Source organism: Bradyrhizobium algeriense (assembly GCF_036924595.1).
Lineage (GTDB): Bacteria > Pseudomonadota > Alphaproteobacteria > Rhizobiales > Xanthobacteraceae > Bradyrhizobium > Bradyrhizobium algeriense.
This window is the reverse complement of sequence record NZ_JAZHRV010000001.1, coordinates 4999318-5025037: the sequence shown is the minus strand read 5'-3', so window position 1 is coordinate 5025037 and position 25720 is coordinate 4999318. Positions and strand designations below refer to the sequence as shown.

The 25720-nt window shown below is 60.4% G+C and carries 22 protein-coding genes; 18 read left to right on the top strand and 4 right to left on the bottom strand.

The annotated features are described in order from the left end of the window. Window position 1: 1 nt before the first annotated feature. From V1286_RS24320 to V1286_RS24305, 4 genes are read left to right on the top strand one after another with little or no spacing between them, the layout of a single operon-like run. Window positions 2-1006, top strand: a complete 1005-nt coding sequence (locus V1286_RS24320; RefSeq protein WP_334483615.1) for an ABC transporter ATP-binding protein — start codon at window positions 2-4, stop codon at window positions 1004-1006. A 47-nt stretch (window positions 1007-1053) separates the two neighbouring features. Further along, window positions 1054-1827: an SDR family NAD(P)-dependent oxidoreductase gene (locus V1286_RS24315; RefSeq protein ID WP_334483612.1), complete on the top strand. Its 774-nt coding sequence runs from the start codon at window positions 1054-1056 to the stop codon at window positions 1825-1827. A 28-nt stretch (window positions 1828-1855) separates the two neighbouring features. Further along, entirely contained in the window at window positions 1856-3520 is a 1665-nt protein-coding gene (locus V1286_RS24310; RefSeq protein ID WP_334483610.1) for an FGGY-family carbohydrate kinase, read from the top strand. Between the two features lie 4 nt (window positions 3521-3524). Further along, entirely contained in the window at window positions 3525-4487 is a 963-nt protein-coding gene (locus tag V1286_RS24305; protein WP_334483608.1) for a carbohydrate kinase family protein, read from the top strand. Window positions 4488-4819: 332 nt separating this feature from the next. Here V1286_RS24305 and V1286_RS39005 read toward each other — a convergent pair whose 3' ends face one another. Next, window positions 4820-5314 carry a transposase gene (locus V1286_RS39005; RefSeq protein ID WP_417021178.1) on the bottom strand — a complete coding sequence of 165 codons (495 nt, stop codon included), beginning with the start codon at window positions 5312-5314 and terminating at the stop codon, window positions 4820-4822. 533 nt (window positions 5315-5847) lie between these two features. Between V1286_RS39005 and V1286_RS24300 the strand changes: the two genes are divergently transcribed. Genes V1286_RS24300 through V1286_RS24250 form a run of 11 tightly spaced genes read left to right on the top strand, consistent with a single transcriptional unit; the run spans window position 5848 to window position 18317 of the window. Beyond that, window positions 5848-6549 carry a sugar transferase gene (locus V1286_RS24300; protein WP_334483606.1) on the top strand — a complete coding sequence of 234 codons (702 nt, stop codon included), beginning with the start codon at window positions 5848-5850 and terminating at the stop codon, window positions 6547-6549. Next, window positions 6549-7724, top strand: coding sequence for a glycosyltransferase (locus V1286_RS24295; RefSeq protein ID WP_334483603.1), 1176 nt, complete (start codon window positions 6549-6551; stop codon window positions 7722-7724). The genes V1286_RS24300 and V1286_RS24295 overlap by 1 nt, the downstream gene beginning before the upstream one ends. Before the next feature lie 34 nt (window positions 7725-7758). After that, entirely contained in the window at window positions 7759-9000 is a 1242-nt protein-coding gene (locus tag V1286_RS24290) for a polysaccharide pyruvyl transferase family protein (RefSeq protein WP_334483600.1), read from the top strand. Next, entirely contained in the window at window positions 8997-10433 is a 1437-nt protein-coding gene (locus tag V1286_RS24285) for a hypothetical protein (RefSeq protein ID WP_334483598.1), read from the top strand. The genes V1286_RS24290 and V1286_RS24285 overlap by 4 nt, the downstream gene beginning before the upstream one ends. After that, window positions 10430-12199: a GumC family protein gene (locus V1286_RS24280; protein WP_334483596.1), complete on the top strand. Its 1770-nt coding sequence runs from the start codon at window positions 10430-10432 to the stop codon at window positions 12197-12199. Before V1286_RS24285 ends, V1286_RS24280 begins: the two co-directional genes overlap by 4 nt. Next, on the top strand, window positions 12196-12903 hold the full coding sequence (locus tag V1286_RS24275) for a methyltransferase domain-containing protein (RefSeq protein WP_334483593.1): 708 nt from the start codon (window positions 12196-12198) through the stop codon (window positions 12901-12903). Before V1286_RS24280 ends, V1286_RS24275 begins: the two co-directional genes overlap by 4 nt. Then, window positions 12900-13823 (top strand): glycosyltransferase family 2 protein, encoded by a 924-nt coding sequence (locus V1286_RS24270; protein WP_334483590.1) that lies wholly within the window; start codon window positions 12900-12902, stop codon window positions 13821-13823. The genes V1286_RS24275 and V1286_RS24270 overlap by 4 nt, the downstream gene beginning before the upstream one ends. Window positions 13824-13832: 9 nt before the next feature. After that, window positions 13833-15116 (top strand): glycosyltransferase family 4 protein, encoded by a 1284-nt coding sequence (locus V1286_RS24265; protein ID WP_334483588.1) that lies wholly within the window; start codon window positions 13833-13835, stop codon window positions 15114-15116. Next, a complete protein-coding gene (locus V1286_RS24260) occupies window positions 15116-16357 on the top strand; it encodes an acyltransferase family protein (protein WP_334489857.1) in 1242 nt (413 codons plus the stop codon). The genes V1286_RS24265 and V1286_RS24260 overlap by 1 nt, the downstream gene beginning before the upstream one ends. 2 nt (window positions 16358-16359) lie before the next feature. Beyond that, on the top strand, window positions 16360-17256 hold the full coding sequence (locus tag V1286_RS24255) for a class I SAM-dependent methyltransferase (protein WP_334483585.1): 897 nt from the start codon (window positions 16360-16362) through the stop codon (window positions 17254-17256). Then, the gene (locus V1286_RS24250) at window positions 17253-18317 is read left to right on the top strand and encodes a glycosyltransferase (RefSeq protein WP_334483582.1); all 1065 of its coding nucleotides are present in this window, start codon (window positions 17253-17255) and stop codon (window positions 18315-18317) included. Before V1286_RS24255 ends, V1286_RS24250 begins: the two co-directional genes overlap by 4 nt. Window positions 18318-18322: 5 nt before the next feature. Here the strand turns inward: V1286_RS24250 and V1286_RS24245 are convergent, their stop codons facing one another. Continuing rightward, window positions 18323-19114: a glycoside hydrolase family 16 protein gene (locus V1286_RS24245; RefSeq protein WP_334483579.1), complete on the bottom strand. Its 792-nt coding sequence runs from the start codon at window positions 19112-19114 to the stop codon at window positions 18323-18325. Between the two features lie 187 nt (window positions 19115-19301). Here V1286_RS24245 and V1286_RS24240 point away from each other — a divergent pair, with 187 nt between their 5' ends. Both V1286_RS24240 and V1286_RS24235 read left to right on the top strand, forming a co-directional pair. After that, window positions 19302-20831, top strand: coding sequence for a lipopolysaccharide biosynthesis protein (locus tag V1286_RS24240; RefSeq protein ID WP_334483577.1), 1530 nt, complete (start codon window positions 19302-19304; stop codon window positions 20829-20831). A gap of 20 nt (window positions 20832-20851) precedes the next feature. After that, on the top strand, window positions 20852-22204 hold the full coding sequence (locus V1286_RS24235) for a polysaccharide biosynthesis/export family protein (RefSeq protein ID WP_334483574.1): 1353 nt from the start codon (window positions 20852-20854) through the stop codon (window positions 22202-22204). Between the two features lie 25 nt (window positions 22205-22229). Here V1286_RS24235 and V1286_RS24230 read toward each other — a convergent pair whose 3' ends face one another. After that, on the bottom strand, window positions 22230-22541 hold the full coding sequence (locus V1286_RS24230) for a hypothetical protein (RefSeq protein ID WP_334483572.1): 312 nt from the start codon (window positions 22539-22541) through the stop codon (window positions 22230-22232). 515 nt (window positions 22542-23056) lie between these two features. On the opposite strand from V1286_RS24230, the gene galE reads away from it, so the two are divergent. Further along, a complete protein-coding gene (galE, locus tag V1286_RS24225) occupies window positions 23057-24088 on the top strand; it encodes a UDP-glucose 4-epimerase GalE (protein WP_334483569.1) in 1032 nt (343 codons plus the stop codon). Between the two features lie 200 nt (window positions 24089-24288). On the opposite strand, the gene hydA is transcribed toward galE, so the two are convergent. Continuing rightward, window positions 24289-25698, bottom strand: a complete 1410-nt coding sequence (gene hydA, locus V1286_RS24220; protein WP_334483566.1) for a dihydropyrimidinase — start codon at window positions 25696-25698, stop codon at window positions 24289-24291. Window positions 25699-25720: the final 22 nt, after the last annotated feature.

Sequence of the window (25720 nt, the reverse complement as noted above, 5' to 3'; positions counted from 1 at the left end):
CATGGGCCAGATAACGCTGCAGGGAGTCAGAAAATCGTTCGGGCCGGTCAACATCATCAAGGATGCCAATTTGGATATCGAAGACGGCTCCTTCGTGGTGTTCGTTGGGCCGTCCGGCTGCGGGAAGACGACGCTGTTGCGCCTGATCGCCGGGCTTGAGGATGTCACCGGCGGGAAAATCCTGATTGACGGCAAGAATGTGGTGGACGTGCCGCCGGCCAAGCGGGGCCTGTCGATGGTATTCCAATCCTATGCGCTCTATCCGCATATGAGCGTCCGCGGCAACATCGCGTTCGGCCTGAAGATGGCCGGCCTGCCGCGGCCGGATATCGACCGCAAGGTGGAGGCCGCGGCCGCCACGTTGAATCTCACGCCCTATCTGGACCGCAAGCCGCGCGAGCTATCCGGTGGACAGCGCCAGCGCGTGGCGATCGGACGCGCGATCGTGCGCGAGCCCAAGGCGTTTCTGTTCGACGAGCCCTTGTCGAATCTCGATGCAGCGCTGCGGGTCCAGATGCGCCTGGAAGTCACCAAATTGCAGAAGCAACTTGCGACCACCGCCATCTATGTCACGCATGACCAGGTCGAGGCCATGACGATGGCCGACAAGATCGTCGTGCTCAACGCCGGCCGTATCGAACAATATGGCTCGCCGTTGGAACTCTATGAGCACCCGGCGAATCTCTTCGTCGCCGGCTTCATCGGGTCGCCAAAGATGAATTTTGTATCCGGCGAGGCGGCAGGCCAACCCGGCGTCGCCACGCTCGGCGTCAGGCCCGAACACCTGAGGATCGGCAAGGAGGGAGAGGGTTGGCCCGGCACCGTGTCGGTCGCAGAGCATCTGGGCAGCGACACCTTCCTCTATGTCGACGCCGGCAAGCTCGGTCTGCTGACGGCGCGCTGCATCGGAGAATTCAATCTCAAGGCCGGCGACCGCATCTGGCTTTCGCCCGATCCAACCCGGCTGCACCGCTTCGACAAGGACGGCGCGGTGATAGCGGCATGAGCGGACGGCACGCTGCGCCGCGATAGGAAAACAGGAATAACAAGAAGATGTATCTGGAAAAATTCAAACTGGACCGAAAAACGGCGGTTGTTACAGGCGCCGGCCAGGGAATCGGCCTTGCCTGCGCGGAGGCCTTGGCGGAGGCCGGAGCGAAGGTCGTGATCGCCGATCGCGACCCCCAACTTGCCGATGCCGGGTGCGCGAGCCTGAAGGCGAAAGGCCTGGATGCCGAGATCGTCATCATGGACGTAACGGACTCGAAGCGCGTTACCGAGGTCGCCGACCAATTGGCAGCCCGCTACGGCGGCATCGATATCCTTGTCAACAATGCCGGCATTGCGCGAAGCGAGACGCCGGCCGAAGAAGTTGCCGACGAACACTGGAACAATGTCATCGACGTCAATCTCAACGGCACGTTCTGGTGCTGTCGCGCCTTCGGCAAGCACATGCTGGACGCAAAGTCCGGTTCCATCGTGAACATCGGGTCGATGTCAGGCTTCATTGTCAACAAACCGCAGGAGCAGTGCTACTACAACGCTTCCAAGGCCGCGGTGCACCATCTCACCAAATCGCTCGCGGCCGAGTGGGGGGCACGCGGCGTCCGTGTCAACGCCGTGGCGCCGACTTATGTCACCACGCCTCTCAATGCATTCGTCAAAAGCAACCCGAAGATGTACGATGCCTGGATCGGTGGTACGCCGATGGCCCGAATGGGGGAGGTCGACGAGATCGCATCGGTCGTCCTGTTTCTGGCGTCTGACGCCGCCAGCCTGATGACCGGGAGTGTTGTTCTCGTTGACGGAGGCTATACGTGCTGGTGAGCTGGCGCTGAACTGAAGCGGGGTTGCAATGCAGCAGGCCTTCATCGGCATCGACGTCGGAACGTCGAGTGCCCGCGCCGGAGTGTTTGACGAGAAAGGAACCTTGCTGGCGACCGCCCGGCATCCGATCACGCTATGGCACGAAGCGGGCGGTGTCGTCGAACAGTCGTCGTCCGAGATATGGTCAGCATGCGCCGCGTCGGTTCGCGCCGCGATGGGAGAGGCAGCCATTCCGCCTTCCACGGTCAAGGGCCTGGGTTTTGACGCGACCTGCTCGCTCGTGGTGCTCGATGCCGGCGGCCATCCGCTGACCGTAAGTGGCTCCGGCGACGACCGAAGGAACGTCATCGTCTGGATGGACCATCGCGCTATGGCCGAAGCGCGCGAGGTGAACGAGACGCAGGACGAGGTCCTGCGCTATGTCGGCGGCTCGATCTCACCGGAAATGGAAATTCCAAAACTGCTTTGGCTTAAACGGCACCTGCCATCGACCTATCGGTCCGCGGGCCATTTCTTCGACCTTGCCGACTATCTTTCGTTTCACGCCACCGGATCAACGGCCCGGTCGATATGCACGGTCGTCTGCAAATGGAATTATCTTGCCCAGGATCAGCGCTGGAGCCGCGGCTATTTCGAGCGCGTTGGTCTTGGCGATCTTGCCTCGGACGAATATGCGCGAATCGGAAGGGAGATCGTCGCACCCGGCACGTCGCTGGGTGCCGGCCTGACGAAGTCCGCGGCACGGGATTTGGGACTTCTCGAAGGCACGCCGGTCGCCGCGTCGCTGATCGACGCGCACGCCGGCGGCGTGGGCACGATCGGTGGGCGCGGGAAGTCGGGTGAGCCGGTCGATGTGTGTCGTCGCCTTGCCTACATTATGGGGACCTCGGCTTGCATCATGGCAACGACGCGTGAGCCGTGCTTCGTCCCTGGCGTCTGGGGTCCTTACTATTCGGGAATGGTGCCCGGCTTCTGGCTCAACGAGGGCGGACAGTCCGCAGCCGGTGCCGCCATCGATCATCTCGTCAGGTCTCATCCCGCTTACAGCGAGGCCGTCGCGACCGCGCACTCCGCCGGCATGGAAGTTCTGGAATTTCTCGAACGGCGCATCGTCTCGGGCGTCGCGAGCCTGGGTGGGGCGGCGTTGCTGGCCCGTGACATCCACGTTCTGCCCGAGTTTCTCGGCAACCGGTCGCCCTTTGCCGATCCCTATTCCCGCGCGGTCGTTGCAGGCATGGATCTCGACGTCGACATCGGCTCGATGGAGCGGCTGTTCGTGGCCGGGCTGTGCGGGCTTGCGTATGGACTTGCCGATGTCGTCGAAGCTTTTCGAGCGCACGGCGTGGACAGCGATATGATGGTGATCAGCGGTGGCGCAGGACGAAGTCCGCTGGTTCGCCAGATCATGGCGGATACAACCGGCCTGACCGTTGCGGTCCCCGAAACGCAGGAGCCCGTGCTGCTCGGCGCCGCCATGCTGGGCGCGGTTGCGGCGAAGTCTTGCGGGTCAATCGGTGAGGCGATGGCCTCAATGTCCGCGATCGGCCGGCTGAGCGAACAGACACCGCCGGGACTAGCCGATTTCCACCGGACAAAGCGGCGGGTTCACGGGCTGATGCGAAAGCTGGAGCAAGACAGCCGTCATGCGATGCAGGGGATCGCATCGATCGCCAGACGTGATACGAAGAACTAAAGCCATGCTGCTGAGTTGCGGAGATGCCCTGGTCGATTTCCTGCCGGTCAAGTCCGTGGATGGACGCGACGCGACTGTGCCAGTTGTCGGAGGATCCTGTCTCAACATCGCCGTCGGCATGGCGCGTCTCGGCGCGCCGGCGGGGTTTGTGGGCGGCATCTCCACCGATCTCTTCGGCCGCATGATTGCCGATCATGCGTCGGCCTCGCAGGTCGACCTTCGCTACGTGACGCGCAGCGATTGCCAGACGACCCTTGCCTTCGTCCGCACTATCGCGGGCGAGCCGCAATATGCGTTCTATGACGAGGCGACGGCGTCCCGAAACTGGACCTATCGGCAGGGCTCCATCCCCTTCGACGAGATCGAAGCGATTCATGTCGGATCGACCACGCTTGCCAACGACAACGGGGCAGCCCAGGCGCTGGCGATGATCGAAGACGCAGCCGGCTCGATCACCATCTCCTTCGATCCAAATTGCCGGCCCAATCTGGTCAGGCATAAGGCGCACTACGTCGATCAGATGAATGCTTTTGCGGCCGCTGCAGACATCGTGCGAATGTCGGATGTCGATTTTGAATTTCTATACGGCGGCAACGACTATGCGGGAAAGGCCAGGTCGCTCATCGAGGCGGGCGCCGGCCTGGTTGTTGTCACCCGTGGGATCAAGGGAGCGCAGGCGTGGCATGGAAGTGTAGGCGCAGTTGAGGTTCAGGCCCCCGCCGTAGATGTGGTGGACAGCATTGGGGCTGGCGACAGTTTTCAAGCGGCGCTCCTATTCGCTTTGCGTGCGATCGGAAGGATCAAAACCCGCCCCCTGTCGCAGATGAATTCCGATGAGCTTTGTCGAGTGCTGTCGTTTGCCTCGATTTGCGCGGCCTTCACATGCGGGCGGGCCGGGGCCGATCCGCCGCGCCAATCGGATGTCGGCGCCGCCTTATCTCGTCTTTTGTCGGATGGGCTCGGATGAGAAATTGCGCCCGCCAGGTGCGTGTCATGGCAATGTATTGGCGCAAAGTGCTCATCGCCGAGAAGCTTTATTGTAGTTCGACGGCCTCCGGCCGACGATCACATCGCATTGGCGGTCAGTCATTCCTGCCCACCCCGTTTGACTTGTCGTTCTGCTTGCGGGGCGAGCGCTTTCGTGGCCGGCCAGCCCGCAGGAGTTGCCCCAGGCGGCTTTTGAACTGCGCAATAAGATCGTCGTTATAAAGTTCCGAGCTTGTGTCGCTATCTTGCTTCTCTGGCTCGAAATCCGGGACCTCAGGTAGCTTTTGCATCGAGGCTGGCTCCTGCGGAGGCCTATGCGTGTGAGTTCACGGTCGAGATTTGCGGTTCTCCAGCCGTTGGGAACTCCGACGGAACCAGCGTGGAGCGCTCGTGCGCAGGCAGAGTAGTCTCGGCTTTATCTTCAGAAGTTCGTATTCCGCACGCGACGGCAGACTGGTTGATCTGCGCGATCATAAGGGCGGCGGTCTTGAAGGAGACATCGATAGCCCGGCTGAGCTGAAATGGCTTGATAGGTTCCGTGCCGCACCCGGTCAGGAAGAGAGCCTTCAGCCATTTGTGAAATGGGACGTGGCTGCACTCGAACATTGTGCCTGTTCGCACCGAGAACAGCTTTCGGCAGCCATAACACTTGCGCGTGCCGGTCTTGGTGCTGGATCCTCTTAGGAGACTAGTTCGACTATTTTCGCCGCAATGTGGACACACAACCCCGTTCGGCCAGATGCAGGCCTCGACAAGTTCGAGCGCAGCACACTCGTCTTTGAAGCAGCGAGAGAGGTCGGTACGCATACGGGGCCTCGTTTACGTCCAAAACGTCGTCGAGACGTTCCACTCCCCCCGATTTCATTCTCAGAAATTTTTACGCGCGCTTATGGCATGCGAGAACCGTACCAGTTCACGAATGAAGCTAGGTGCGGATCGCAAATGCGGATTGCAGACCAAGCTTCAGTTCAGTTTCGAGCTGATTTTGGATCGGTTTCTCTCGGAATAAAAATTTTTGATACAGCGTGTACGTGATCACTCTACCGCGAATGCGCTAGCTCCCGAGCGTGAGATCGATGGCGGTGCGTGCACACTGAGCGATCAATATGCACAAGCATCGCGCATTAGTGGGTTAGAATAATCAAGTTGCGATGCACCAATAGTTACGCATTAATTAACAACAATAGTTGCGCACTTATTAGCGATGCGGGCTGACCGAGAGATTTGTTCCCGGTACTGCCGATTAAGCGAGACCAACTAGCGAGACCCACTCGTGACCGCGGCGCGAGCCGCGGAATGAGGACGGCTTGCATGAAGGTCCCTCATTGGAGCTTAAGCTAATGCAGTTGTATCAGTTGCCGAAGAGTGCGACCACAGAAGTCGGCCTACTCATCGACAGGCGCATCAAGCAGAGATCGGCAAGGTACCCGATCGGGGGCGTACCGAAACGGTTACTTGATATTCTCGTTTCTTCGTCTGCGCTTCTGGCCTTCGCACCGCTCTTTCTCCTCATTGCATTGCTTCTGAAGGTCATGGATCGCGGTAACATTCTTTACCGGCAACCACGCGTCGGCTTTCGTTCTTCCACTTTCGGCTGTCTGAAGTTCAGGACAATGGCAATGGATGGCGACGCGGTGCTGGCGCGGCACCTTCGTGATTATCCCGAGGCTGCGAGGGAGTGGGCCGAAACGCGCAAGCTAAAGTGCGATCCGCGCGTGACTGCGGTTGGCCTGGTGTTGCGTCAAACCAGTCTGGATGAATTGCCACAGCTCTGGAATGTTCTTCGAGGCGACATGAGCATCGTGGGTCCGCGGCCGGTGGTCGTCGAAGAGATCACAATGTACGGACCGAGCGCGGGGCACTATCTGCTGACGCGTCCTGGTCTAACCGGCGCGTGGCAGGTCAGCGGACGCAACGATGTTTCCTACGAGCGCCGCGTTTCCATCGATCGGGACTATGTCGAGAACTGGTCGTTCTGGAATGACATAAAGATCATCGCGAAGACTGTGCCGGTGCTGATTACGGCCAAGGGCACATACTGATGCGGGTCGCAATAGTCCACTATTGGCTTGTCGGGATGCGCGGCGGCGAGAAGGTCCTCGAAGCCATCTGCGAACTCTATCCATCGGCCGACATCTTCACGCATGTAGTGGTGCCGGAGTCCATCTCCCCGGCGATTGCCAACCATCGAATCGTCACGTCGTTCATCGCCAAGCTGCCGCGGGCAAAGTTATGGTACAAGAAGTATCTGCCGCTAATGCCGCTTGCGCTCGAGCAGATCGACCTTCGCGGCTACGACTTGATCATCAGCAGCGAGTCCGGTCCCGCGAAGGGCATCATTCCTCCCGCGCATGCGGTGCATGTCTGCTATTGCCATTCCCCGATGCGGTACATCTGGAACATGTACCACGACTACAGATCCGCGTCCGGCCTGCTGACGCGCGCCGCGATGACGCTGTTCTCTCACTACCTGCGCAACTGGGATCAGGGGTCATCTGCTCGGGTCGACTTGTTCGTTGCCAACTCCCACAATGTTTCATCGCGTATCCGGAAATACTTTCGCCGCGAATCCGATGTTGTCTTTCCACCAGTCGATGTCGACGCCTTCGAGCAGGTTACGGCTTCTGATGTCGGCGACTACTATCTGATGGTGGGGGAACTGGTTGCCTATAAGCGGGCCGACCTGGTCGTTGACGCCTTCAACGCGTCTGGCAAGAGGCTCATCGTTATAGGCGGCGGTGAGATGCTGGATACTCTCAAGCGGCACGCGCGGCCCAACGTCACGATTATGGGACCGCAGCCATTTGCAGTCCTTCGGCATCACTATGCGCGTTGCCTTGCTTTGATTTTCCCCGGTGAAGAGGACTTTGGCATCGTTCCGGTCGAAGCGATGGCGAGCGGCCGGCCCGTCATCGCATTCGGCCGCGGCGGCGCCACCGAAACAGTTATCGACGGCGTTACTGGCGTGCTGTTCTCGGAGCAGACCACGGAGGCGCTTGGGAAGGCGATCACGCGCGCCGAGACGATCAGCTTCTCCGCCACCGACATCGTTCGGCATGCAGCCGGCTTCAGTAAGGAGCGCTTCAAGCGCCAAATGAGGCGTTCGGTTGAACGGGCATTGCGCGAAAACGCGACAGTTGCTAGCGGCCACCAGAATCAGAATCCGTCCGGCGCCGGAGCGCGCGTTGTCCATGCGAGCAGGTTCTGGGGCGGATGAATCGCACTCTGTTACGATGTTGAGTGGTAGTATCATGAAGGTTGTCACCTTCAACGTTAAGTACAGCCCGAACCTCGGTGATGGGGTGATTGCCGAATGCCTCGAAGCCGAGCTTCGGCGGCGGCTACCCGATGTCGGCATTGAAGCTCTGGATCTTGCCGGACGCACCGATCGCGACAGTCCGGCGAGGTCAGGCCGTCGTGTCCTTGCCTTGAAGGCACTGCAGATGATGCCCGCCTTGCTGCGCGATGTTTTGGTAGAGGCAATCCTTCGCCTTCAGATATGGAGGAAATGCCGACCGGTCTGGCGCGAAGCGCTACGCGATGCCGATCTCGCGATTGTCGGTGGCGGCCAGCTAATCCAGGACGGCGACCTCAACTTCCCGGTCAAGCTGTCGATTGTGGCGGCGGAGTGCAAGCGCAACAATGTTCCGATCGCCTTGTTTGGGCTAGGTGTCGCCGAAAGCCGCTCCGGACGAGGTGCAGCACTGATCTCGTCACTGTTGCATGCGGACCTGCTGGTATTCGCAGGCGTGCGCGACAGCGATTCTGCGAGACGGCTACGCCAGCGTCGCGTGAAGGGCGTCGTCGTGACGCCGGATCCCGGCCTGATGGCGTCTCAGGTGTGGCCATCAAGTGTGCGGCGACAGCGCAAGCGCCCTGTTATTGGCGTCGGGATGACCCATCCGGTCATTCTGCAACATCACGGGGAGGGAAAGTCTGATGATACGACCGTTATGGGTCTCTATCGAAGCTTGATCAGGCGACTGCTGGCATCGGGATACGACGTCACCTGCTTCTCGAACGGAGCTCGGGAAGACCGGACTTGCCTGGACCGTGTCGTTGGTTCGTTCCGTGGTGACGATGGGCTGACGCGCGCGCCAGACTGCAGGACACCCCGGGAACTCGCGGAGCTGGTGGGGAGCTTCGATGCGGTCATCGCGCACCGGCTGCACGCATGCATCCTGGCATACTCCTACCGCGTAGCGCACGTCGGATTGAGTTGGGACCCAAAGCTCGCGGCGTTCTTTGCGAATGTCGGACGGAGCCGGTACCTGGTGGAGTTCAGCGATGACGCTGTGCAGATAATGCCGGAGCTCCTGGCCGCTGCGCGGGCCGAGACGATCTGCGAGGTCCAGCATAAGCGTGTACTCACATTAACGGGGGCATCGATCGATGGTCTGGTGGGGCTGCTCAAGGGGGAGACGCGGCCAAAGCTGATCGAACATTCCGAACGGGCCTTGAACCCAATGCGTCTCAGCAAGGTTCGCGCATGACCATCGAGATTATCGGCATTGGCACAATTTTGGCGGGCCTCTGGGTGCTGTGGCAGGGCCCAATCGCGGCGTTCTGGGTGATGGCCCTGGCTACCCTGCTGGGGGCAGCGGCTGCGTTCAAGGTTCCGGCGCTGGGCGACGCAAGCGTCCCACCGGTCGTGGTAGTCGCCATCTTTCTTGCGATGACGTTCGCACTGCGGCTGCGTCTGCGCACGGCAGCGCTCGAGAGTCTTGCGCCGGCGGGGCCCGGTTTCTGGGTTCTGCTGTTCACGATCTACGCAGTTGCAACCGCATTTTTCATGCCGCGGCTGTTTCAAGGCCTGACCTACGCCTACTCGCTCGCGCGAAACGACGCCGACATTGGTATCGTCAGTCTTCCGTTGAAGCCTCGGGCCGCCAATGCGACGCAGGCCTTCTATCTCATCGCGGATCTCGGATGCTTCATGAGCACCTGGGCGCTTATGGTCCGGGATCAGGCGAGGGGTATCACAAATGCGTTGATCGTGTGTGCGGTGGTCTTGCTCGCCTCGGCCGTGGCCGACGTCGCCACACATTATACCGACACCGGATTCTTGCTCTCCTGGCTCCGCAATGCCAACTACCGGATGCTCGAGTCCGGTGAAATCGGCGGATTCAAACGCATCGTCGGCACATTCACCGAAGCCGGCGCCTTCGGCTATGCGGCGCTGGGCTTCCACGCATTTACCCTGAGCCTTTGGCTGTACGGGTTCCGCACTCGCATCACCGGATCGCTCGCGCTGCTTCTCGCAGTATCGCTGTTGTTATCGACTTCGACGACGGCCTATGGATCCTTGGCGATGTTCTCGTCGCTCATGCTGGTCGGTGCGCTTGTGAAGCTCGCCAACGGACAGGCCACCGGCAGGGACTGCAGTTATCTTTTTATCGTCTCGATGATCCCGTTCCTGCTTTTAGTGGTCATCTTGTTCGTGCCTTCGATCTGGTCGGCTGTGGCGGGCCTGTACGATGCAGCCGTCTTCAACAAGCTGGCAAGCCAGTCCGGGATTGAGCGCATGCGCTGGAATTACTTCGCGCTGCAGAACTTTTGGGACACTTCGGGCTTCGGCGCCGGGCTCGGGAGTGTCCGGGCGTCCAGCTTTGTGGTCGCCTTGCTCGCCAATACGGGCGTTCTCGGCTTGCTCCTGTTCGTCGTGACGCTGGCATCGGTGTTCACTATGGGAAGGCCGATTTCTTTTGAGGATGTTGTCGCGCGTGCAGGCCTGCATGCATGCCTCGCTCTCTTTGGCTCAGCCTGCATATCGGCTGGTAGCGTCGATCTTGGATTTCTCTTTTTCATCTTCTTTGCGCTTGCCGCTAGCGGGCGACAACTGCGTGAGCGTGCGGCTCCGGCGTTGGTGAAAAGCAATCCATTGATCGCCGTGGGTCATTTCACGCTGCAGGGACGTGGTTCATGAGACAGCCGCACTATCCGGAATCGAATGACAAGGTGTTCGGCGTCTGGGACATTGCCGCCTTTCTCCTGGAGAACCGCAAGACGATTGCTGCTTTCATCGCAGCGACCGTTTCTGCCGCTGTGGTCTATCTTCTGCTGGCGACGCCGATATTCGTGGCTACGACCAGTGTCATCATTGACCCCAACCGGGGAGCGGAACTGTTCAATGCAGCGCCAATGCCTCCGACGATGACGTCGGATCAGTCGCGCGTTGAGAGCCAGATGGAGGTAATCAAGTCGGACCGGGTCGCCAATTCGGTTATTTCACGGCTGAAACTTGAGCAGCGGACGGAGTTCGCGACCGGACCTTCGCTTTTCCAAACTGTCCTGGCCCGGCTTACTCCAACTTCGACGGCTTCCGCAGCAGGAGAGGCCGGTCCTCCAGATACGACGGAATTTCGTGAGGTTGCGTCACGCTTTGCTGGCAAACTGTCAACGAAACGAATCGGACAGTCTTTAGTCATAGAGATTGCCTTCTCGTCCGCCGATCCGAACTCGTCCGCAGAGATCGCCAATGAAATCGCCGAATCGTTTATCAGAACGATAGTCGAGGCCAAGTCCAAACTCGCAGAGGAGCAGGGCAAGTGGCTCTCGGAGCGATTGGAGACCCTGCAGCAGCAGGCGTTCGAGGCGGCGCGCAGGGTTAACCGCTTCCGCTCCGTCGGCGACTCCCTTTCCAGCCAGGACGCTCGAGCAAAGCTCGAAGAACTCGAGAGCATCGCGACCAGTTATCGCAAGATGTACGATGATTTCCAGCGCCAATATAACGAGACGCTGCAGCGCATCAGCTATCCGGACGCTGATGTAAGAATCATTTCCCGGGCGTCGGCCCCGCTGGGAAAGAGCAGCCCACGCACCTCGCTCGTTCTTGCATTCGCGGTTGTTCTGGGAGGACTGAGTGGAACGGCGTTTGCGGCGGTACGCCTCACTGGCGATCGCGCCGTTCGCTCCCTGGCGCAGCTGAACACGAATGTCGGAATAGCCCCCCTTGGTGCGATCAATGATCTTTCAGAGGCGGGCATCTGGCGGGAAGGGAAGCTGCGGTGGTTCAGCAGGAGCGCGGCGGCCCGAGACGCTGCGGGTACCTTGAGCAGGATTGCGGCCGGCCGCCTGAGCGCTTCGGTGAAGACCGATCTTCGAAGGCTAAGAACGACTATCGCGTCGCTGACGGCGAATCCGGATGTCTTGTGCATCGGCGTGATCGCCTGTTGCGAAGGAGAGGGGTCGACGACGGTTGCGGCATGCCTGGCCAATGAATACGCGCGGAGCGGCGCACGAACCATTCTGGTCGATAGCTGCGCTGACAGCCGGACACTGAGTCAGGAGCTGGCTGCCGGAACGACGACAAAGTCGCAGCCGGATGGACGACAGGAGTCCGAGCGAGCGGTCGGGCCTGGTGCTCTTGCATTGGCATTGTTGCCGTCTGCCGAAAGTTACCTCGAGCCGGGCGAAACCAATCGGCTCCTGATGGAACGGACGACGGAAGTACTCACGCAATCCCGGCTGGAGTTCGAACGGATCATCGTCGATCTGCCAGCGCTGCTGTCGTCGGATCATTGGAAGCTGCTCAGTTCCCACATTGACCAGGTGATCATCGTGGTCGACTTCGGGAAAACGACAGTCGACCAGGCAAGAGACGGCGTGATCGAACTCAATCTTGCAGGCCGCAAGGTGCTCGGTGCCGTTCTCAATCGCGTTCCTGCAATTGCTCGGAAGACCTGGTCATGACGATTGCCGGGCAGAGAGAGGTAGTGATGACCACTAGCGCGTTTGCCGAACCTTCAGCAACTCCTGTGTTGTCAGCCATTCGAAGTCGTCCCCGACTCAAGGCAGCGATGAAAAGGTACCTCGAAGCGATTGGCTATGACACGACCGACTGGGTGCGTGTGGCGATGTATCGGCATGCGTTCGAGTTCATCACGCGGTTGGGACCGGAGCGACTTCGTGTTTTGGAGGTGTCGGCCGGCTCGCAATGGAAAAGCAGGTTTGCCTTCGAGTCATTCATGGGGACGAGCTATCCGACTTTCGATATCTGCAAGGATGTCTTGCCGGATCAGTTTGATCTGGTCATCGCCGACCAGGTCTTTGAGCATTTGAAGTGGCCGACACGTGCTGCCCGCAATGTATATGAGATGGTGCGGCCAGGCGGCCACTTCCTCATCGCTACGCCGTTTCTGGTTCGCTATCACCCATCGCCGATAGACTGTAACCGGTGGACGTCCGAGGGGCTTTCCTGCCTCTTGCAGGAGGCAGGGTTTCCCGAAGCCGGGATCCAGACCTTCGCCTGGGGCAATCGTTCGTGCCTTAAGGCTAACCTGTCAGCATGGCGCAAGCGCGGTTTCTTCGGCTCGCTGCGCAACGAGCCGGATGTTCCCATCATGGTGTGGGCGTACGCCAGAAAGCCGCTCGGACCCGCGGAGGCAACCGAATGAATGGCACAGGCTCCAATTGGTCCGAAGAACGCGTGCACCATCCGCCGCTCAGGATTGTAGTGGGTATTGCAACGTCGGGTCGCCCCCTCATTCTTGCGCGCCTGCTGGAACGCTTGCGCGTGCAGACGCGTATTGCCGACGCGGTCATCGTTTGCGGCGCATCGCCAGCCGACGTATCAGGGATCGAGTCAGCACATCCGGGACTTCGCTGCATCACGAGTGATCGGGGCCTGACGATACAGCGTAATGCAATCCTCAGGGCGGGCGCGGCCTTCGACCTCGTCGTCTTCCTCGACGACGATTTCGTGCCTTGTCCCGGTTATCTTCAGGCTGTCGAACGGACCTTTATGACAAGGCCCGATGTCGTCGTTGGCACCGGACATGTTGTCGCCGACGGCATTCGTGGTCCCGGACTCGCCTTCGAGGATGCGCTCAAGACGCTGCAGCAAGACGGTCAGGCGGAGCCGACGCGGGAGATCGAGAACGTCTATAGCGCCTACGGCTGCAACATGGCGATACGCATCGACGTGGTCCGCGCGAGGGGGCTGGAGTTTGACGAGACCCTGCCACTCTACGGCTGGCTGGAGGATGTCGACTTCAGCCGTCGCATGGCGGCATATGGCCGGATTGTGAAGATCGATGCCGCGCGCGGCGTCCACCTCGGCGTGAAGTCCAGCCGTCAATCGGGTCGCCGGCTCGGCTACTCGCAGGTTTCCAACCCTCTCTATCTGATTCGCAAGGGCACCTGCTCGAGCAGCAAGGCGCTGAAGCTGATGAGCCGCAACGTCGTGGCCAACGTCGCCAAGACGTTTCGCCCGGAACCCTACATCGATCGCGCCGGTCGACTGAAAGGAAACATTCGTGCGTTGCTCGACCTGCTGGCCGGCCGGCTGTCACCGAAGCGCGTTTTGAGTTTGTGAGATTCATGTATGTTGCAGGTGATTGACCAAATTCGTCCGGCATCCGGGTCGCAACAAACGCAGCCGGCGCCGGATCGTGTCGTCATCATCAACGATGTATCCCAAGTGCGTGGAGGCGCCACGAATGTGGCGTTGCATTCCGCGGCATTGCTGGGTGACAGCGGCATTCCGGTTACCTATTTCACCGGCGACCATGGCTTGCACTCCGAGCCCCGGCTGCGCAATGCAGATGTCGTGGCTGTCGGCGGTAAACATATCCTCCGAACGGCATTGCCGCGCGCGGCACTGGACGGGCTCTACAACGTGTCGGCCGAACAGAGGTTGGCCGCCTGGATTGCCGCCAACGATACGCCGGGCACGATCTATCATCTGCATGGCTGGTCGAAGATACTATCACCTTCGGTCTTCCGTGCGCTGCGTCCAGTCGCAAAGCGCCTGATCGTCAATGCTCATGACTTTTTCCTGGTTTGTCCGAACGGCGGCTATTTCAACTTCCGCAGCGAAAGTCCCTGCGAGCTGCGGCCGATGAGCGCGTCGTGCCTGCTCAGCTCGTGCGACCGGCGCAACTATGCCCACAAGCTCTGGCGATCGGCCCGCCAGGAAATTCGTCGCGCGGTCTTCGATTTTGCGTCGGGCGCCAGGGTTCTGGCGGTTCATGAAGGCATGCTGCCGCATCTCGAACGCGGCGGAATTCCGCGGGCGAGGCTTGCGACCCTGCGCAACCCGGTTACGCCGTGGTGCCCACGACGCATCGAAGCCGAACGAAACAAGGTGTTCCTGTTCGTTGGCAGACTCGAGGAGGACAAGGGTGTCGACCTTCTTCTTGCGGCAGCCCGCGATGCGAACGTGCGCGTTCGTGTGATAGGTAGCGGTCCGCTCGAGGGCAAGCTTGCCGGGATCTACCCCGAGGTGGAGTTCACCGGATGGAAGAGCGCAAATGACATGCCCGCACTCGTCCGCGATGCCAGGGCCCTGGTCATGCCGAGCCGCTACCGTGAGCCGTTCGGCCTGGTGGCGTTCGAGGCGCTCGCCAGCGGCCTGCCGGTCGTCGTCTCCAGTTCTGCGATGATCGCCGACGAGCTATCGGAGGTCGGAGCAGGCATATCCTGCGATCCTTACGATCGGGATGCATTCAGCAAAGCCCTGTCGATTCTGGCATCCAACAACGAACTGACCGCTTCGATGAGCGATCTGGCGTACGCCAATGCCGCTCGCTTCTCGCTGACCCCGAGCGAGTGGGCGCAGCGGCTTGTTTCGTACTATAGCGACGCCCTGCAGGAGGCCGTAGCGTGATGAACAGGCTTGCTGCGATCCAGATTCTGCGTGCCGTTGCGGCGCTCCTGGTCGTTGTTTCTCATGCAATCTTGCGGCAAGCCGAATGGGCTCCGACCGATCCATTGACCAGTCAGATCGCGATACACATCGGCCTCCTTGGCGTCTGGATCTTCTTCATCATCAGCGGCTTCATCATGTCGTACACTTACTACGACAACTTTGCTGTTCCCGGCGCCGCGGGGCAGTTCATCGCCAGCCGCATCATCCGGATCGTTCCGATCTATTGGTTGGCCACCGCGCTTGAAGTTGTGCTGCGCCTTCATCACGGCGCCGGGCTGGACGTCCACAAGCTGATCTGCTCGCTGTTCTTCATTCCGGTTGCGGTCGAGCCAGGCCCGATGGCGGCGATGCGTCCGACGCTCGGCGTAGGCTGGACGTTGAACTACGAGATGATGTTCTACGCGGCTTTTGCGTCGGTGCTGTTGCTGTCGCGCAGGAAAGGACTGACGCTGCTGATTGTTCTGATGACAGGAGTTGTCTTGACCGGGACGTTCTTCAAGCCGATTGCCGATACGCGCGCTCCCACGAGCCTGATCACGTTCTATTCCGATCCCATCATCCTGCTGTTCGGTGCCGGCGTCTTGCTCGGAGCTGCCGCCCGCTGGCTCAAGAGCGCGCATGCCGTTCGCAGCAACGCTTTCCTTTTGATCGCGCTGGCCATGTTTCTCGTTGTTGATGTCATGTTGTTTGCAGCCTTCGTTGGCACTCATCCAGTTGACGTCGAGTGGAACGCTACCTTCTGGGTCATCAGTGCGATTTGTGTCGCCCTTTGTGTCACAGTACGGATAGACGACACGCGATGGCTCACCCAAAGACTCGTGCAGTTGGGGGACGCATCCTACAGCCTCTATCTGTTCCATTTCTTTACGATCATTGCCGCGGAGAAGCTTTGGTGGTGGTTCTTTGGGAAAAGCGAGTCATGGATGTTTGTCCCCCTCTCTGCCGTCGCGGCCATCATGGCAACCATAGCGATCCACAATTTCGTCGAGCAACCGATCGGCAGGCAATTGCGACGCTTCAGTGCGTTGTTCAATAAGCGTCGATTTGTTCGAACCGAAACCGTCCGAATTCCGATGAGCGGGATGCCTGGTGATGTAACTGTGACCTGGAACGGAGTTGCATCGCCTTTGGAGCCATCGCGTTCAGAGGTGTCATCCGGCACGCCCTTCCGCGCCGACATGGTCCACAGGAGACGCTAGTCATGCAGCACGCAACGTGGAACGCCATCGAATCCTCCTCGGTCGCGATGAGCGTTTACCGCTCCTATCGGAGGCTGCTTCCGTCATCAGCCCGAGCCCTGCTGCGCTGGCTTGCGATGCCCCGCTGGAATGCGGCTGCGGCCCTGGTCCGTCATCGCGCTGCCAACACAGTGCTGTCCGGCCCGTTTAGGGGAATGCACTTGAGCCTGACCCCGGTCTCCAGTCGGAATCTGCTCGGTTATCTTCTCGGCACGCAGGAGATCGAGCTGCATGACGTTGTGCGTCAGGTGATTGCGCGTGACTATCCGCGCATCATTAACGTCGGTGCGGCTGATGGCTACTACGCCATCGGATTCTTGCGGCAGATGCCACGGACGGAGGTTACAGCCTTCGAAGGTGCCCTGGAGCATCACGCCGGCCTGCTGCGGACGGCTGTTCTGAACGGCGTTTGCGCCCGTTTTACGCTGAAGGGCTTCTGCCATCCGGATGACCTCGGGGCCGAACTCGCCGAACTCCCCGGTCCGACCCTGGTGCTTGCCGACATCGAAGGCGGAGAGCTTGATATGCTCGACCTCATCAAGGTCCCACGCTTGTCGTCCGTCGACATCCTCGTGGAAACGCATGACGCCTTCGTGCCCAACTGTACCGAAAAGTTGAAGGCGCGATTTTCCGGAACGCACAACGTTGAGCAGATTGTCGCGCGGCCACGTTCCCTTGCAGACTTCCCCAAGGCGATTATCCCCGAACTTTCGAAGTTCATGCCGCGCACCGCTGTCGAACTCATGAACGAACGGCGCACCGGAACGCAGATGTGGCTCTATCTCACCGCAAAACGGCAGCCGGAAGTCGAGGCTGTTGGAGTTGAGGAGAAATCAAATTCGGACAGAGGCAATTTGTGAGTATTCTACTCGCCAGTGGCACGTCGTACCTTCCCCACGTCGTCGGTGGTTTGGAAGTCAATACGCACGAGCTCGCGCTCGAACTGAATCGCCGCGGAGTCAAGACCTCCGTGTTGTCGCGGTTACCGCTACGGCGCGTGGATGGAGTATTGCGAGCTGCCGCCAACTTTCTTCGCGGGACCGACGTATGCGTGGACCGGCAGCTTGGCTACGATGTCTACCGATCGCGCAAGCCGTGGGACAGTCTAGACGGGCTGCCTCTGCCTCGTCTGGTCGTGGTTCAGAACGGGAAGATGGTTGAGATCGCCAAGGCGTTCGTCCGCCGCGGCGTGCCGGCGATCGCCTATCTGCACGGGCTGGAGTTTGAAATCGGTCGCAGGCGTTGGACCGCCTCCAGCGGAGGTCTTCCTTTTCACGCCTATATAGCCAACTCGGAGTTTACTGCGGGAAGGTTCCGCGAACGGTTCGGGATTCATGCCTGCGTCATTCCGCCTGTGTTCCGGGCCGAGCGCTATCGCCTGGCCGGTGATCGTCGTTATGTCACTTTCATCAATCCGGTGGCCGAGAAGGGCGTCGATGTCGCCCTCGCGATTGCCGAGCAGTGTCCGGACATTCCGTTCCGCTTCGTGAAGGGGTGGCCGCTGAGAATGCGCCAGGCCGCGTTGCTGAAGGGGCGCATCCACAGGCTGGCCAATGTCGAACTTGTCGAGCGCAGCGACGACATGTCGCCGATCTATGCTTCGACACGTGTATTGCTGGTGCCGAGCCAATGGGAGGCGGAGACCTGGGGCCGCGTCGTCTCAGAGGCACAGTTCAGCGGAATTCCCGTGCTGGCGAGCGATCGCGGCGCATTGCCGGAGACGGTCGGTGCAGGCGGGGCCATCATCAAGTATGACGCGCCTGCCTGCACCTGGGCCACCGAGTTGAGGCGGATGTGGTCCGACGATCTGTATTACCGGCATCTGCAGCAGGCAGCGCTGGCGCATTCGCGTCGCCCGGAACTCGACTTCAAGCAGCAGATCGACGCCTTTCTGGCAGTTGCCACGAGGATTGCGGCATGACTGCCTCAGCGCTTCTGCCACGCCCGGACATAGTCGACATACATGTAGGACGGGCTCGGCGCCTCGTCGATAGGCCATCCGGCGCCAAGCCCGAGATCGATCAGCATGTACATCGGCTGATGATGTTCGGCGGCCGTCGGCACGCTCCCGACCTCACGACGATCGAAATAGAATCGCGTCCACTCGCCGTCGATCTTTACACCATAGGTGTGGAAGTCTGCGTAGAGGGAGTTGGGCGGCACCGCGACGAACTTGTGCGTCGTGCGCGATTTTTTCGGCTCCTTGCGATCCCACACGTGAACCGAAGCGGTGTAACGCGCGGGAATATGGCCGTAGTGCTCGACCACGTCGACCTCGGACGTATGAGTAGACCGATCGAGACCGATCAGCCAGAAGGCGGGCCAAAGGCCCTTGCCCGCTGGAAACCTGGCTCGCATTTCAAAGTACCCGAACTGCTGCGCAAAGCCCTTGCCTTCCCGATCGACGGACGCCAGAAGCCCGCCGCGCCACTTCCCATCTGCGCCTTTGGCGGCTTCGATGCGGAGCTGGCCGTTCTGCGTAGTGAATGGAAAGCCCGGCTTCGGATCCGCGAAGGCCGCGCTCCCAAAGTCGCCGTTCCACGGCGTGTGAGCGATCCAGCGCGTTCCCGGTCCCCACGCGGACACGTCCAACGCGTCAAAATCCTCGCTGAAGGTTTGTATGAGATCCGAAAGATTGAGTTCGTCGCCGGTGTCGGCGCGCCCGAGCGTCGGAAATCCAGCCAGTACAAGAAGGAGCAAAAGAACTCGTGTAACCATGTCAACGCCTCATACCCTAAAGGGGAAGGCCTCCGACCCGAAAGAACCATAGCGATGCTTGATGACGATGTCATGCATCGCAAGTATCGGTGGCTCGACAGGTCTGGACCTATTATGCAGTGGCCGTCGGCATGCAAGCTGGAAGTCCAAAAGGGCGCACTGCATGTCTAGGTTCGTGAAGAACTCGATGCTTGGCGCGCTGGCGGGAGGTGCAATTGCGCTTGCGAGCTTCCTCAGCAGCATTGCCGTGGCTCGTACACTTGGCGTGAACGAGACGGGATCGGTCGCCTATGTTATCTGGCTTGTTTGGATGGCCGCGCCCTTCGTCGATCTGGGTCTATCGTCCGCTGTTGGACGGTTCCTGCCGTTCCTGCACGGGAGCGGACAGTCCAGCGTGGCGGCACATCTGGACAGAAACCTCTCGCGACGGCTCGTGATTGCGGCGCTTATCGCGGCCATCTGTTCTGGCACGATGGTGTGGATGTATGGTCAGCGATCCGTTGCAGAGTTCCTCAGTGGCGATGCGGCGAAGGGCGCATCAATGCCGCTGGTCGTCCTCATGATCCTGCTTGTCGTCGGCCAGGCGTTGACCACTTACACCTATGCTCGCTTGAGGGGACGGCAAGAATTTTTAATGGCGGCGCGCATCGCTGGCGTTTCGCTGTTGCTTCAGGTCTTCGCCGTGATCGGCGGTTCACTGTTGTTCGGGATCACGGGCGCATTGGCTGGTTACGCTGCGGGGATGCTGGTTCCTTCAGTGGTGTGCCTGTCAGCGATGTTCGGGCCGGCGTCAATCGATCGCACGCTGAGCCGGCGCGTGACCTCGTTTGCCCTCTACTGTTGGGGCGCCAATGTCACCAGTGCCATTGTCTGGTCGCGGATCGAGCTGTTCTTCCTTGAACGCTACTGGGGAATGGATTCGGTGGCGATGTTCGCGGTTGCCCTGGCGCTGACCCAGCTCGCCGTTCAGGGCCCCATGTTGCTGACAAGCGCAGTGCTCGCGTCGCTTGCCGAGAAACGCGGGCGCGACGATCTGGATGGCATGAGAGGGCAGTTCGCTGCCGCGGTCCGGCTTCTGGCGGCACTCGTATTTCCGATATGTTTTGGCACCGCTGCCATTATTCCAGAGCTGCTGCCGGCTCTCTATGGCGACAAGTTCGTCGCTGCCGTGCCGGCGGCAATGGTCCTTGTTTCCGTTGCAGCGCTGAGCGTGTTGTCGACAATCGCCACCAGCTTGGTGCAGGCGCTCGAGCGAAGCGACTTCGTATTCGTAAGCTCCCTCTGTGGTGCCGCATGTGCGCTGGCCGCTGGTTTTCTGCTGATCCCCGAATTCGGCGTGATAGGCGCCGCTTCCGCGCGGGTGGCAATTCAGATCTTGATGATCGGCCTGGGTTGCTGGTTCGTAGTGCAGCGGCTCGGGTTCACCATTCCGGTGGTTGCGGTGCTGAAGCTCTGTGCAGTTGCACTCGCCAGCGCTGCGGCGGCATCCGTCGGCATCAGGGTTGTCGGCCATCCTTCAAGCATACCGTTGGCGATTGCCGCAGGAGCGGCGGTCTACGTGGTTGGGCTGCGCGTAGTGAACGCGGTCGAGCCTGGTGATGTAGCTTTCCTGACTAATCTTACGCGATCGCTGCCGCCGGCTCTCGCGGAGATCGCTGCTCGTCTTGCAGCTTTCGTAAGTGCAACGAAGCGGAATGAAAGAATGCTGCCGCCATGAGATCAGAAGAGGACCACCGTATGCCGATGGAGACATGGACTACGGCTTCGACCTGGAGCCATCGCGTCGCGCCGCCGAGGATCGGCGCATCGCTTGCGGCTCTTTGCGTGCTTCAACTTCTCGCCGCACCGGCTTTCAGCGCTGAATATCTTCTTGGCCCTCAGGACAAACTGCGCCTGAAGGTCGTCGAATGGCGCGCCGGCAAGGCCGAATACTACGAGTGGACACCGCTTGGCGCGGAATACACCGTAAATCCTGCTGGTCGCGTCTCTTTGCCGATGATCGGCGAAATCGCCGCGGAAGGGCGGACCAGCGACCAACTCGCTCGTGCGATCACGGCAGAACTGTACAAGCGCACCGGCTTTATGGGCGCGCAGGAAGCGGCGGTCGAGATAGTCCAGTATCGCCCGTTCTACGTGCTTGGCGATGTGGAGCGCCCCGGTGAATTCAGCTTTCGTCCCGGCTTAAGCGTCTTGCAGGCAGTCGGCGTAGCTGGCGGCTTGCATCGGCCAAGCGAAGCCGGGATGCGGGAGCAGATCAACGCGGCAGGAAACGTCGAAGCTGCACGTCTGGAACTGTGGCGGACCTACATCCGCCGCGCTCGGCTCGAAGCTGAGCTTGCCGAGCAGAACACAATCACTCTCCCGCCCGAGCTCGCTAACGAGAAGGATATCGGAAGTCTCCTGGCAGAGGAGGCAACGATCCTGATAACCCGGCGCGACGCGCAGCAATCGCAGCTCGCGGCCTTGTCGGAACTGCGATCGCTGTATGAGAAGGAGATTACCTCGCTGCAGAGCAAGCTGGCGACACAGGAGAAGCAGGTCGCCCTGGCCCAGCGCGAGCTGAGTACCGTTGGCGCGCTTGTCGATAAGGGGCTTGCAGTCACGTCGCGGCAGTTCGCGCTGGAGCGCACGACCGCAGATATTCAAAGCGGAATGCTTGATGTGCAAACCGCGTTAGTGCGGGCGCAGCAGGAAGTGCGGAAGACGGAGCGCGATGCGACCGATCTGGTCAAAGACGGCAAGGCGAAAGCCTCGTCCGAACTGCGGGAGGCCAAGGCCAGCATCGAGCAGCTGATCAATCGAATGAGTACGTCTGAAACGCTTGTCGCCGAGACAGCGACGTCGCCGCGGACGGCTCAAAATGAGGGCGGCGGGAAGTCGCTTTCCTACTGGATACAGCGGCGCAAGGACGGCGCGATGGCAACATTCCCGGCTGACGACGGAGCGCTTGTGGAACCTGGCGACGTTGTTCGCGTCGAGGTCAATCGCGCGCCGGGTGCTGCAGCGTCAGTCTCACGCAAGGGTGTCGCGACAACGGCATTCAACGCGGGGAACTACGCCACCATCGTTTCGCAATCGGGTGAGCAGTAGAGCGGAGCATGCAATCAAACGGGCTTCAGCTTGTGGAATGGTCGGTCTTGCTCGCGCGCGCGACATGCAGAATCGCATGCAGCCGGGCAAATCCGGGCGAACGAGCCTTCAGCTTTATGAGACATATTCGTGCGACGACGGCTCCCACGTATCCGACTTGCAGAAAAAGCAGCGCCAACAGCAACTCGATGGCAAGCACGTTCCAGGAGGCGTTGGCCAAGCCGAGCAGCAGTGCGTATCCGGCAATGAGTGCCGCGACGCCGATTGCAAAAGCGCCGAGTCGAAAAACGACGCCGCAGGCAAAGCCTGCGGCCGTGAACAACATGCCCGCGAGCATTCTGAGCTACCTTTGCGGTCGGTCGCGTCGGCGATCCAATCGGAACGCGCCCCGATCTCTGTCGATAAGCTGCGTTCTATCCGACAAATATTAGCGTCAAGATGCATGAACAAATCAATAAGTCGCGCCTAAAAAATGGGCAGGAGGCCACCTTCGAGAGCTCGAGGAACAGAATGGGATCCGGGGCAGGAGCAGAGCGATTGCCGGTTCCACCGGGAAACGAAGAGGTCGTAATGAAGATCGCAAGAGACTTTGCATGCGACACGTGCGGCTCTGCCTCTATCGCGCCTCCACCAAGGCTGGGCGATAGCGACGAGGTCAGGTGCCAGCACTGCAAGAAAGTTCTGATGACCTGGAAAGTCTACAGGCTCCTCGGCGCCGACGATGCAGGCGAAATCGCCATCGGCCCTGCTTGTTGGGAAGATTGAAGACCAGTTCTGCTCAGGAAGGGACGAGAGGGGCGTGTGACCACCCGTTTTACGGCCGCGGCCAGGATCAGCACGGACAGAAGGTGAATGACGATGCAGGACTTCCGGGCGACGCGATTGATGAATGGCAGCAGCGTGCTGGTCACCGGCGGAGCCGGCTACATTGGAAGCCACGCGGTCCTGGCCCTGCTGGATGCGGGCGAGCGAGCCGTCGTAATCGACGATCTATCCACGGGTCTGCAGGCCGCCGTCCCGGAAGGCGTGCCCTTCTATCGTGCAAGCTGCGGCGACACTGCGATGGTCGCCAAGATCCTGCAGAACCACGCTGTCGATACGATCATGCATTTTGCCGGCAGCATATCGGTCGCTGAGTCAGTTCGTGATCCTGGAAAATACTATTTGAACAATACCGTGAATACGCATGCGCTGATCTCCCAGGCTGAGCGCGCTGGCGTTTTACACTTCATATTTTCGTCGACGGCCGCTGTTTACGGAGAGCCGCGAACGATCCCAATTGAGGAGGAAAACGCGACGCTCCCAATCAACCCATACGGCCGTTCGAAGCTTGCCATCGAATGGATGCTACGGGATGCAGCAGCATCGACCTCGCTCAGGTATTGTGCGCTGCGCTACTTCAATGTCGCAGGGGCCGATCCGGCGGGGCGTTCGGGGCAGTCCACGCGAGAGGCATTTCATCTCATACACGTCGCGGTGCAGGCGGCGCTGGGTCGGCGGCAGGGCATGGACGTGTTTGGCAGCGATTATCCAACCTCGGATGGATCCTGCATTCGGGACTATGTGCACGTCACCGATCTCGCGCAGGCGCACGTCGATGCGCTGACGTATCTGCGAAGCGGGGGAGAGTCCCTGACCTGCAATGTGGGGTATGGCCGCGGCTACTCGGTCCTGGATGTGATCGATGTCGTCAAGCGCGTGTGCCGCGTCGATTTCGACGTGAGGACGCGCGAACGCAGGCCCGGCGATCCGGCTATCCTCGTGGCATCCAACGCAAAGGCGAAGTCCATCCTGCGGTGGAGATCGTGTCACGACCATCTCGAGCAGATCGTGCAGCACGCACTGAGCTGGGAGCGGCAGCTGAAATTCGGCGTTCCGGCATGATCAGACTTACTTACGGTGTTGGTTTTAAGACACATTACGAAGGACCGCCGAGGTCGGGACGGAAAAGGGGGTTACTTGATGCGCGCGTCCTATCGTCTGACCAAGGAAGGGGCGGAATGTCCCGAAGGGGGGTCGCAGTCAGCCGTGCACCGGGAGACCAAAGAAAGTTTGGCGACAACCAACGAAAACTGCGGGTCACGTTAGTCGCGGGCGGAGGCGAACAGCGAAGCGTCGCGCGCCAGATGTTGGCCGGCTCCCTTGCGGCCGACCAGGGTGCCATTCGCGACGACGACCTCACCGCGTACCAGTGTGGTCATCGGCCAGCCGGTGACACGAAAACCCTCATAGGGTGTGTAATCGGGGCCGTGATGCAGGATGTCCTGGCTGATCGTAACCTCACGCGCCGGATCCCAGATCGCAATGTCTGCGTCCGAGCCGATTGCGATCGTGCCCTTGCGCGGATAGAGGCCGTACGTCTTGGCATGGTTGGTCGCCGATAGGGCAACGAACCGGTTCAGATCGATACGACCCTTGACCACACCTTCCGAAAACAGGATCGGCAGGCGCGTCTCGACGCCGGGAATGCCATTCGGCACCCAACGAAAACTGGTACGGCCTTTCGGGGCGAGCTTTCCGGTCGTGTCGTAACGGAACGCGCAATGATCGGAGGAGAAAACGCTGAAGGTGCCTTGCTGCAATCCTTCCCAGCAGGCGACCTGGCTTGGGACATCGCGTGGCGGTGGGCTACAGACGTATTTGGTGCCCTCCATGTTGAGCCCTTCCATGTCCTTCTCGGTCAAGACGAGATATTGCGGGCAGGTTTCGCCAAACACCTTCAGGCCACGCTGCTGCGCGCGGCGGATTTCCTCCATCGCCTGCCGGTTGGAGACGTGGACGATCATCACCGGGACGTCGATGAGTTCTGCAAGCGCAATGGCGCGGTGGGTGGCTTCCCGTTCGACGGCAATCGGCCGGGATGCCCCGTGGAAATGCGGTGCGGTATGGCCAGCTTGCTCGAGGCGATCCGTGAGGAAGCGGATGGCGTCGAAATTCTCGGCATGGACCATGACCAGCGCACCGGTTTCGCGGGCGACTGCCATCACCTCAAGGATCTGGCGGTCGCTCAGCGCCAGGTCTTCATAGGTCATGAACACCTTGAACGAGGTGTAGCCGTCCTTGATCAGTGCCGGGAGATCCTGGCCGAGAACCTGCTCGGTTGGATCGGAGATGATCAAATGGAAACTGACGTCGATGTAGCAGTTGCCGTCAGCCTTGGCGTGATAGTCCCGCACCGCCTGACGCAGGCTCTGTCCGCGTTCCTGCAGGCAGAACGGCAGCACCGTGGTGTTGCCGCCAAAGGCGGCGGCGCGTGTGCCGCTTTCGAAATCATCGGCCATGACGATGCCCGGTCCGCTCGGCTGGGAAAAGTGGACATGGCTGTCGATGCCGCCGGGCAGGACCAGCCGGCCGGTAGCATCGATCGTCTGTCCCGCATCGCCGAGGTCGTGGCCGAGTGCTGCAATCCGACCGTCTGATATTCCGACGTCGCAGGCGAAGGTGTCGGACGCCGTCGCGACTGTGCCGCCGCGGATGACGGTGTCGAATGTCATGTCGCGCTCCCGTCGGGCCGGT

Excerpts from the sequence above, each read along its gene's own strand:
- V1286_RS24320 (WP_334483615.1), top strand. The coding sequence starts at position 2 with ATGGGCCAGATAACGCTGCAGGGAGTCAGAAAATCGTTCGGGCCGGTC.
- V1286_RS24315 (WP_334483612.1), top strand. The coding sequence starts at position 1,054 with ATGTATCTGGAAAAATTCAAACTGGACCGAAAAACGGCGGTTGTTACA.
- V1286_RS24310 (WP_334483610.1), top strand. The coding sequence starts at position 1,856 with ATGCAGCAGGCCTTCATCGGCATCGACGTCGGAACGTCGAGTGCCCGC.
- V1286_RS24305 (WP_334483608.1), top strand. The coding sequence starts at position 3,525 with ATGCTGCTGAGTTGCGGAGATGCCCTGGTCGATTTCCTGCCGGTCAAG.
- V1286_RS39005 (WP_417021178.1), bottom strand. The coding sequence starts at position 5,314 with ATGCGTACCGACCTCTCTCGCTGCTTCAAAGACGAGTGTGCTGCGCTC.
- V1286_RS24300 (WP_334483606.1), top strand. The coding sequence starts at position 5,848 with ATGCAGTTGTATCAGTTGCCGAAGAGTGCGACCACAGAAGTCGGCCTA.
- V1286_RS24295 (WP_334483603.1), top strand. The coding sequence starts at position 6,549 with ATGCGGGTCGCAATAGTCCACTATTGGCTTGTCGGGATGCGCGGCGGC.
- V1286_RS24290 (WP_334483600.1), top strand. The coding sequence starts at position 7,759 with ATGAAGGTTGTCACCTTCAACGTTAAGTACAGCCCGAACCTCGGTGAT.
- V1286_RS24285 (WP_334483598.1), top strand. The coding sequence starts at position 8,997 with ATGACCATCGAGATTATCGGCATTGGCACAATTTTGGCGGGCCTCTGG.
- V1286_RS24280 (WP_334483596.1), top strand. The coding sequence starts at position 10,430 with ATGAGACAGCCGCACTATCCGGAATCGAATGACAAGGTGTTCGGCGTC.
- V1286_RS24275 (WP_334483593.1), top strand. The coding sequence starts at position 12,196 with ATGACGATTGCCGGGCAGAGAGAGGTAGTGATGACCACTAGCGCGTTT.
- V1286_RS24270 (WP_334483590.1), top strand. The coding sequence starts at position 12,900 with ATGAATGGCACAGGCTCCAATTGGTCCGAAGAACGCGTGCACCATCCG.
- V1286_RS24265 (WP_334483588.1), top strand. The coding sequence starts at position 13,833 with ATGTTGCAGGTGATTGACCAAATTCGTCCGGCATCCGGGTCGCAACAA.
- V1286_RS24260 (WP_334489857.1), top strand. The coding sequence starts at position 15,116 with ATGAACAGGCTTGCTGCGATCCAGATTCTGCGTGCCGTTGCGGCGCTC.
- V1286_RS24255 (WP_334483585.1), top strand. The coding sequence starts at position 16,360 with ATGCAGCACGCAACGTGGAACGCCATCGAATCCTCCTCGGTCGCGATG.
- V1286_RS24245 (WP_334483579.1), bottom strand. The coding sequence starts at position 19,114 with ATGGTTACACGAGTTCTTTTGCTCCTTCTTGTACTGGCTGGATTTCCG.
- V1286_RS24240 (WP_334483577.1), top strand. The coding sequence starts at position 19,302 with ATGCTTGGCGCGCTGGCGGGAGGTGCAATTGCGCTTGCGAGCTTCCTC.
- V1286_RS24235 (WP_334483574.1), top strand. The coding sequence starts at position 20,852 with ATGCCGATGGAGACATGGACTACGGCTTCGACCTGGAGCCATCGCGTC.
- V1286_RS24230 (WP_334483572.1), bottom strand. The coding sequence starts at position 22,541 with ATGCTCGCGGGCATGTTGTTCACGGCCGCAGGCTTTGCCTGCGGCGTC.
- galE (WP_334483569.1), top strand. The coding sequence starts at position 23,057 with ATGACGATGCAGGACTTCCGGGCGACGCGATTGATGAATGGCAGCAGC.
- hydA (WP_334483566.1), bottom strand. The coding sequence starts at position 25,698 with ATGACATTCGACACCGTCATCCGCGGCGGCACAGTCGCGACGGCGTCC.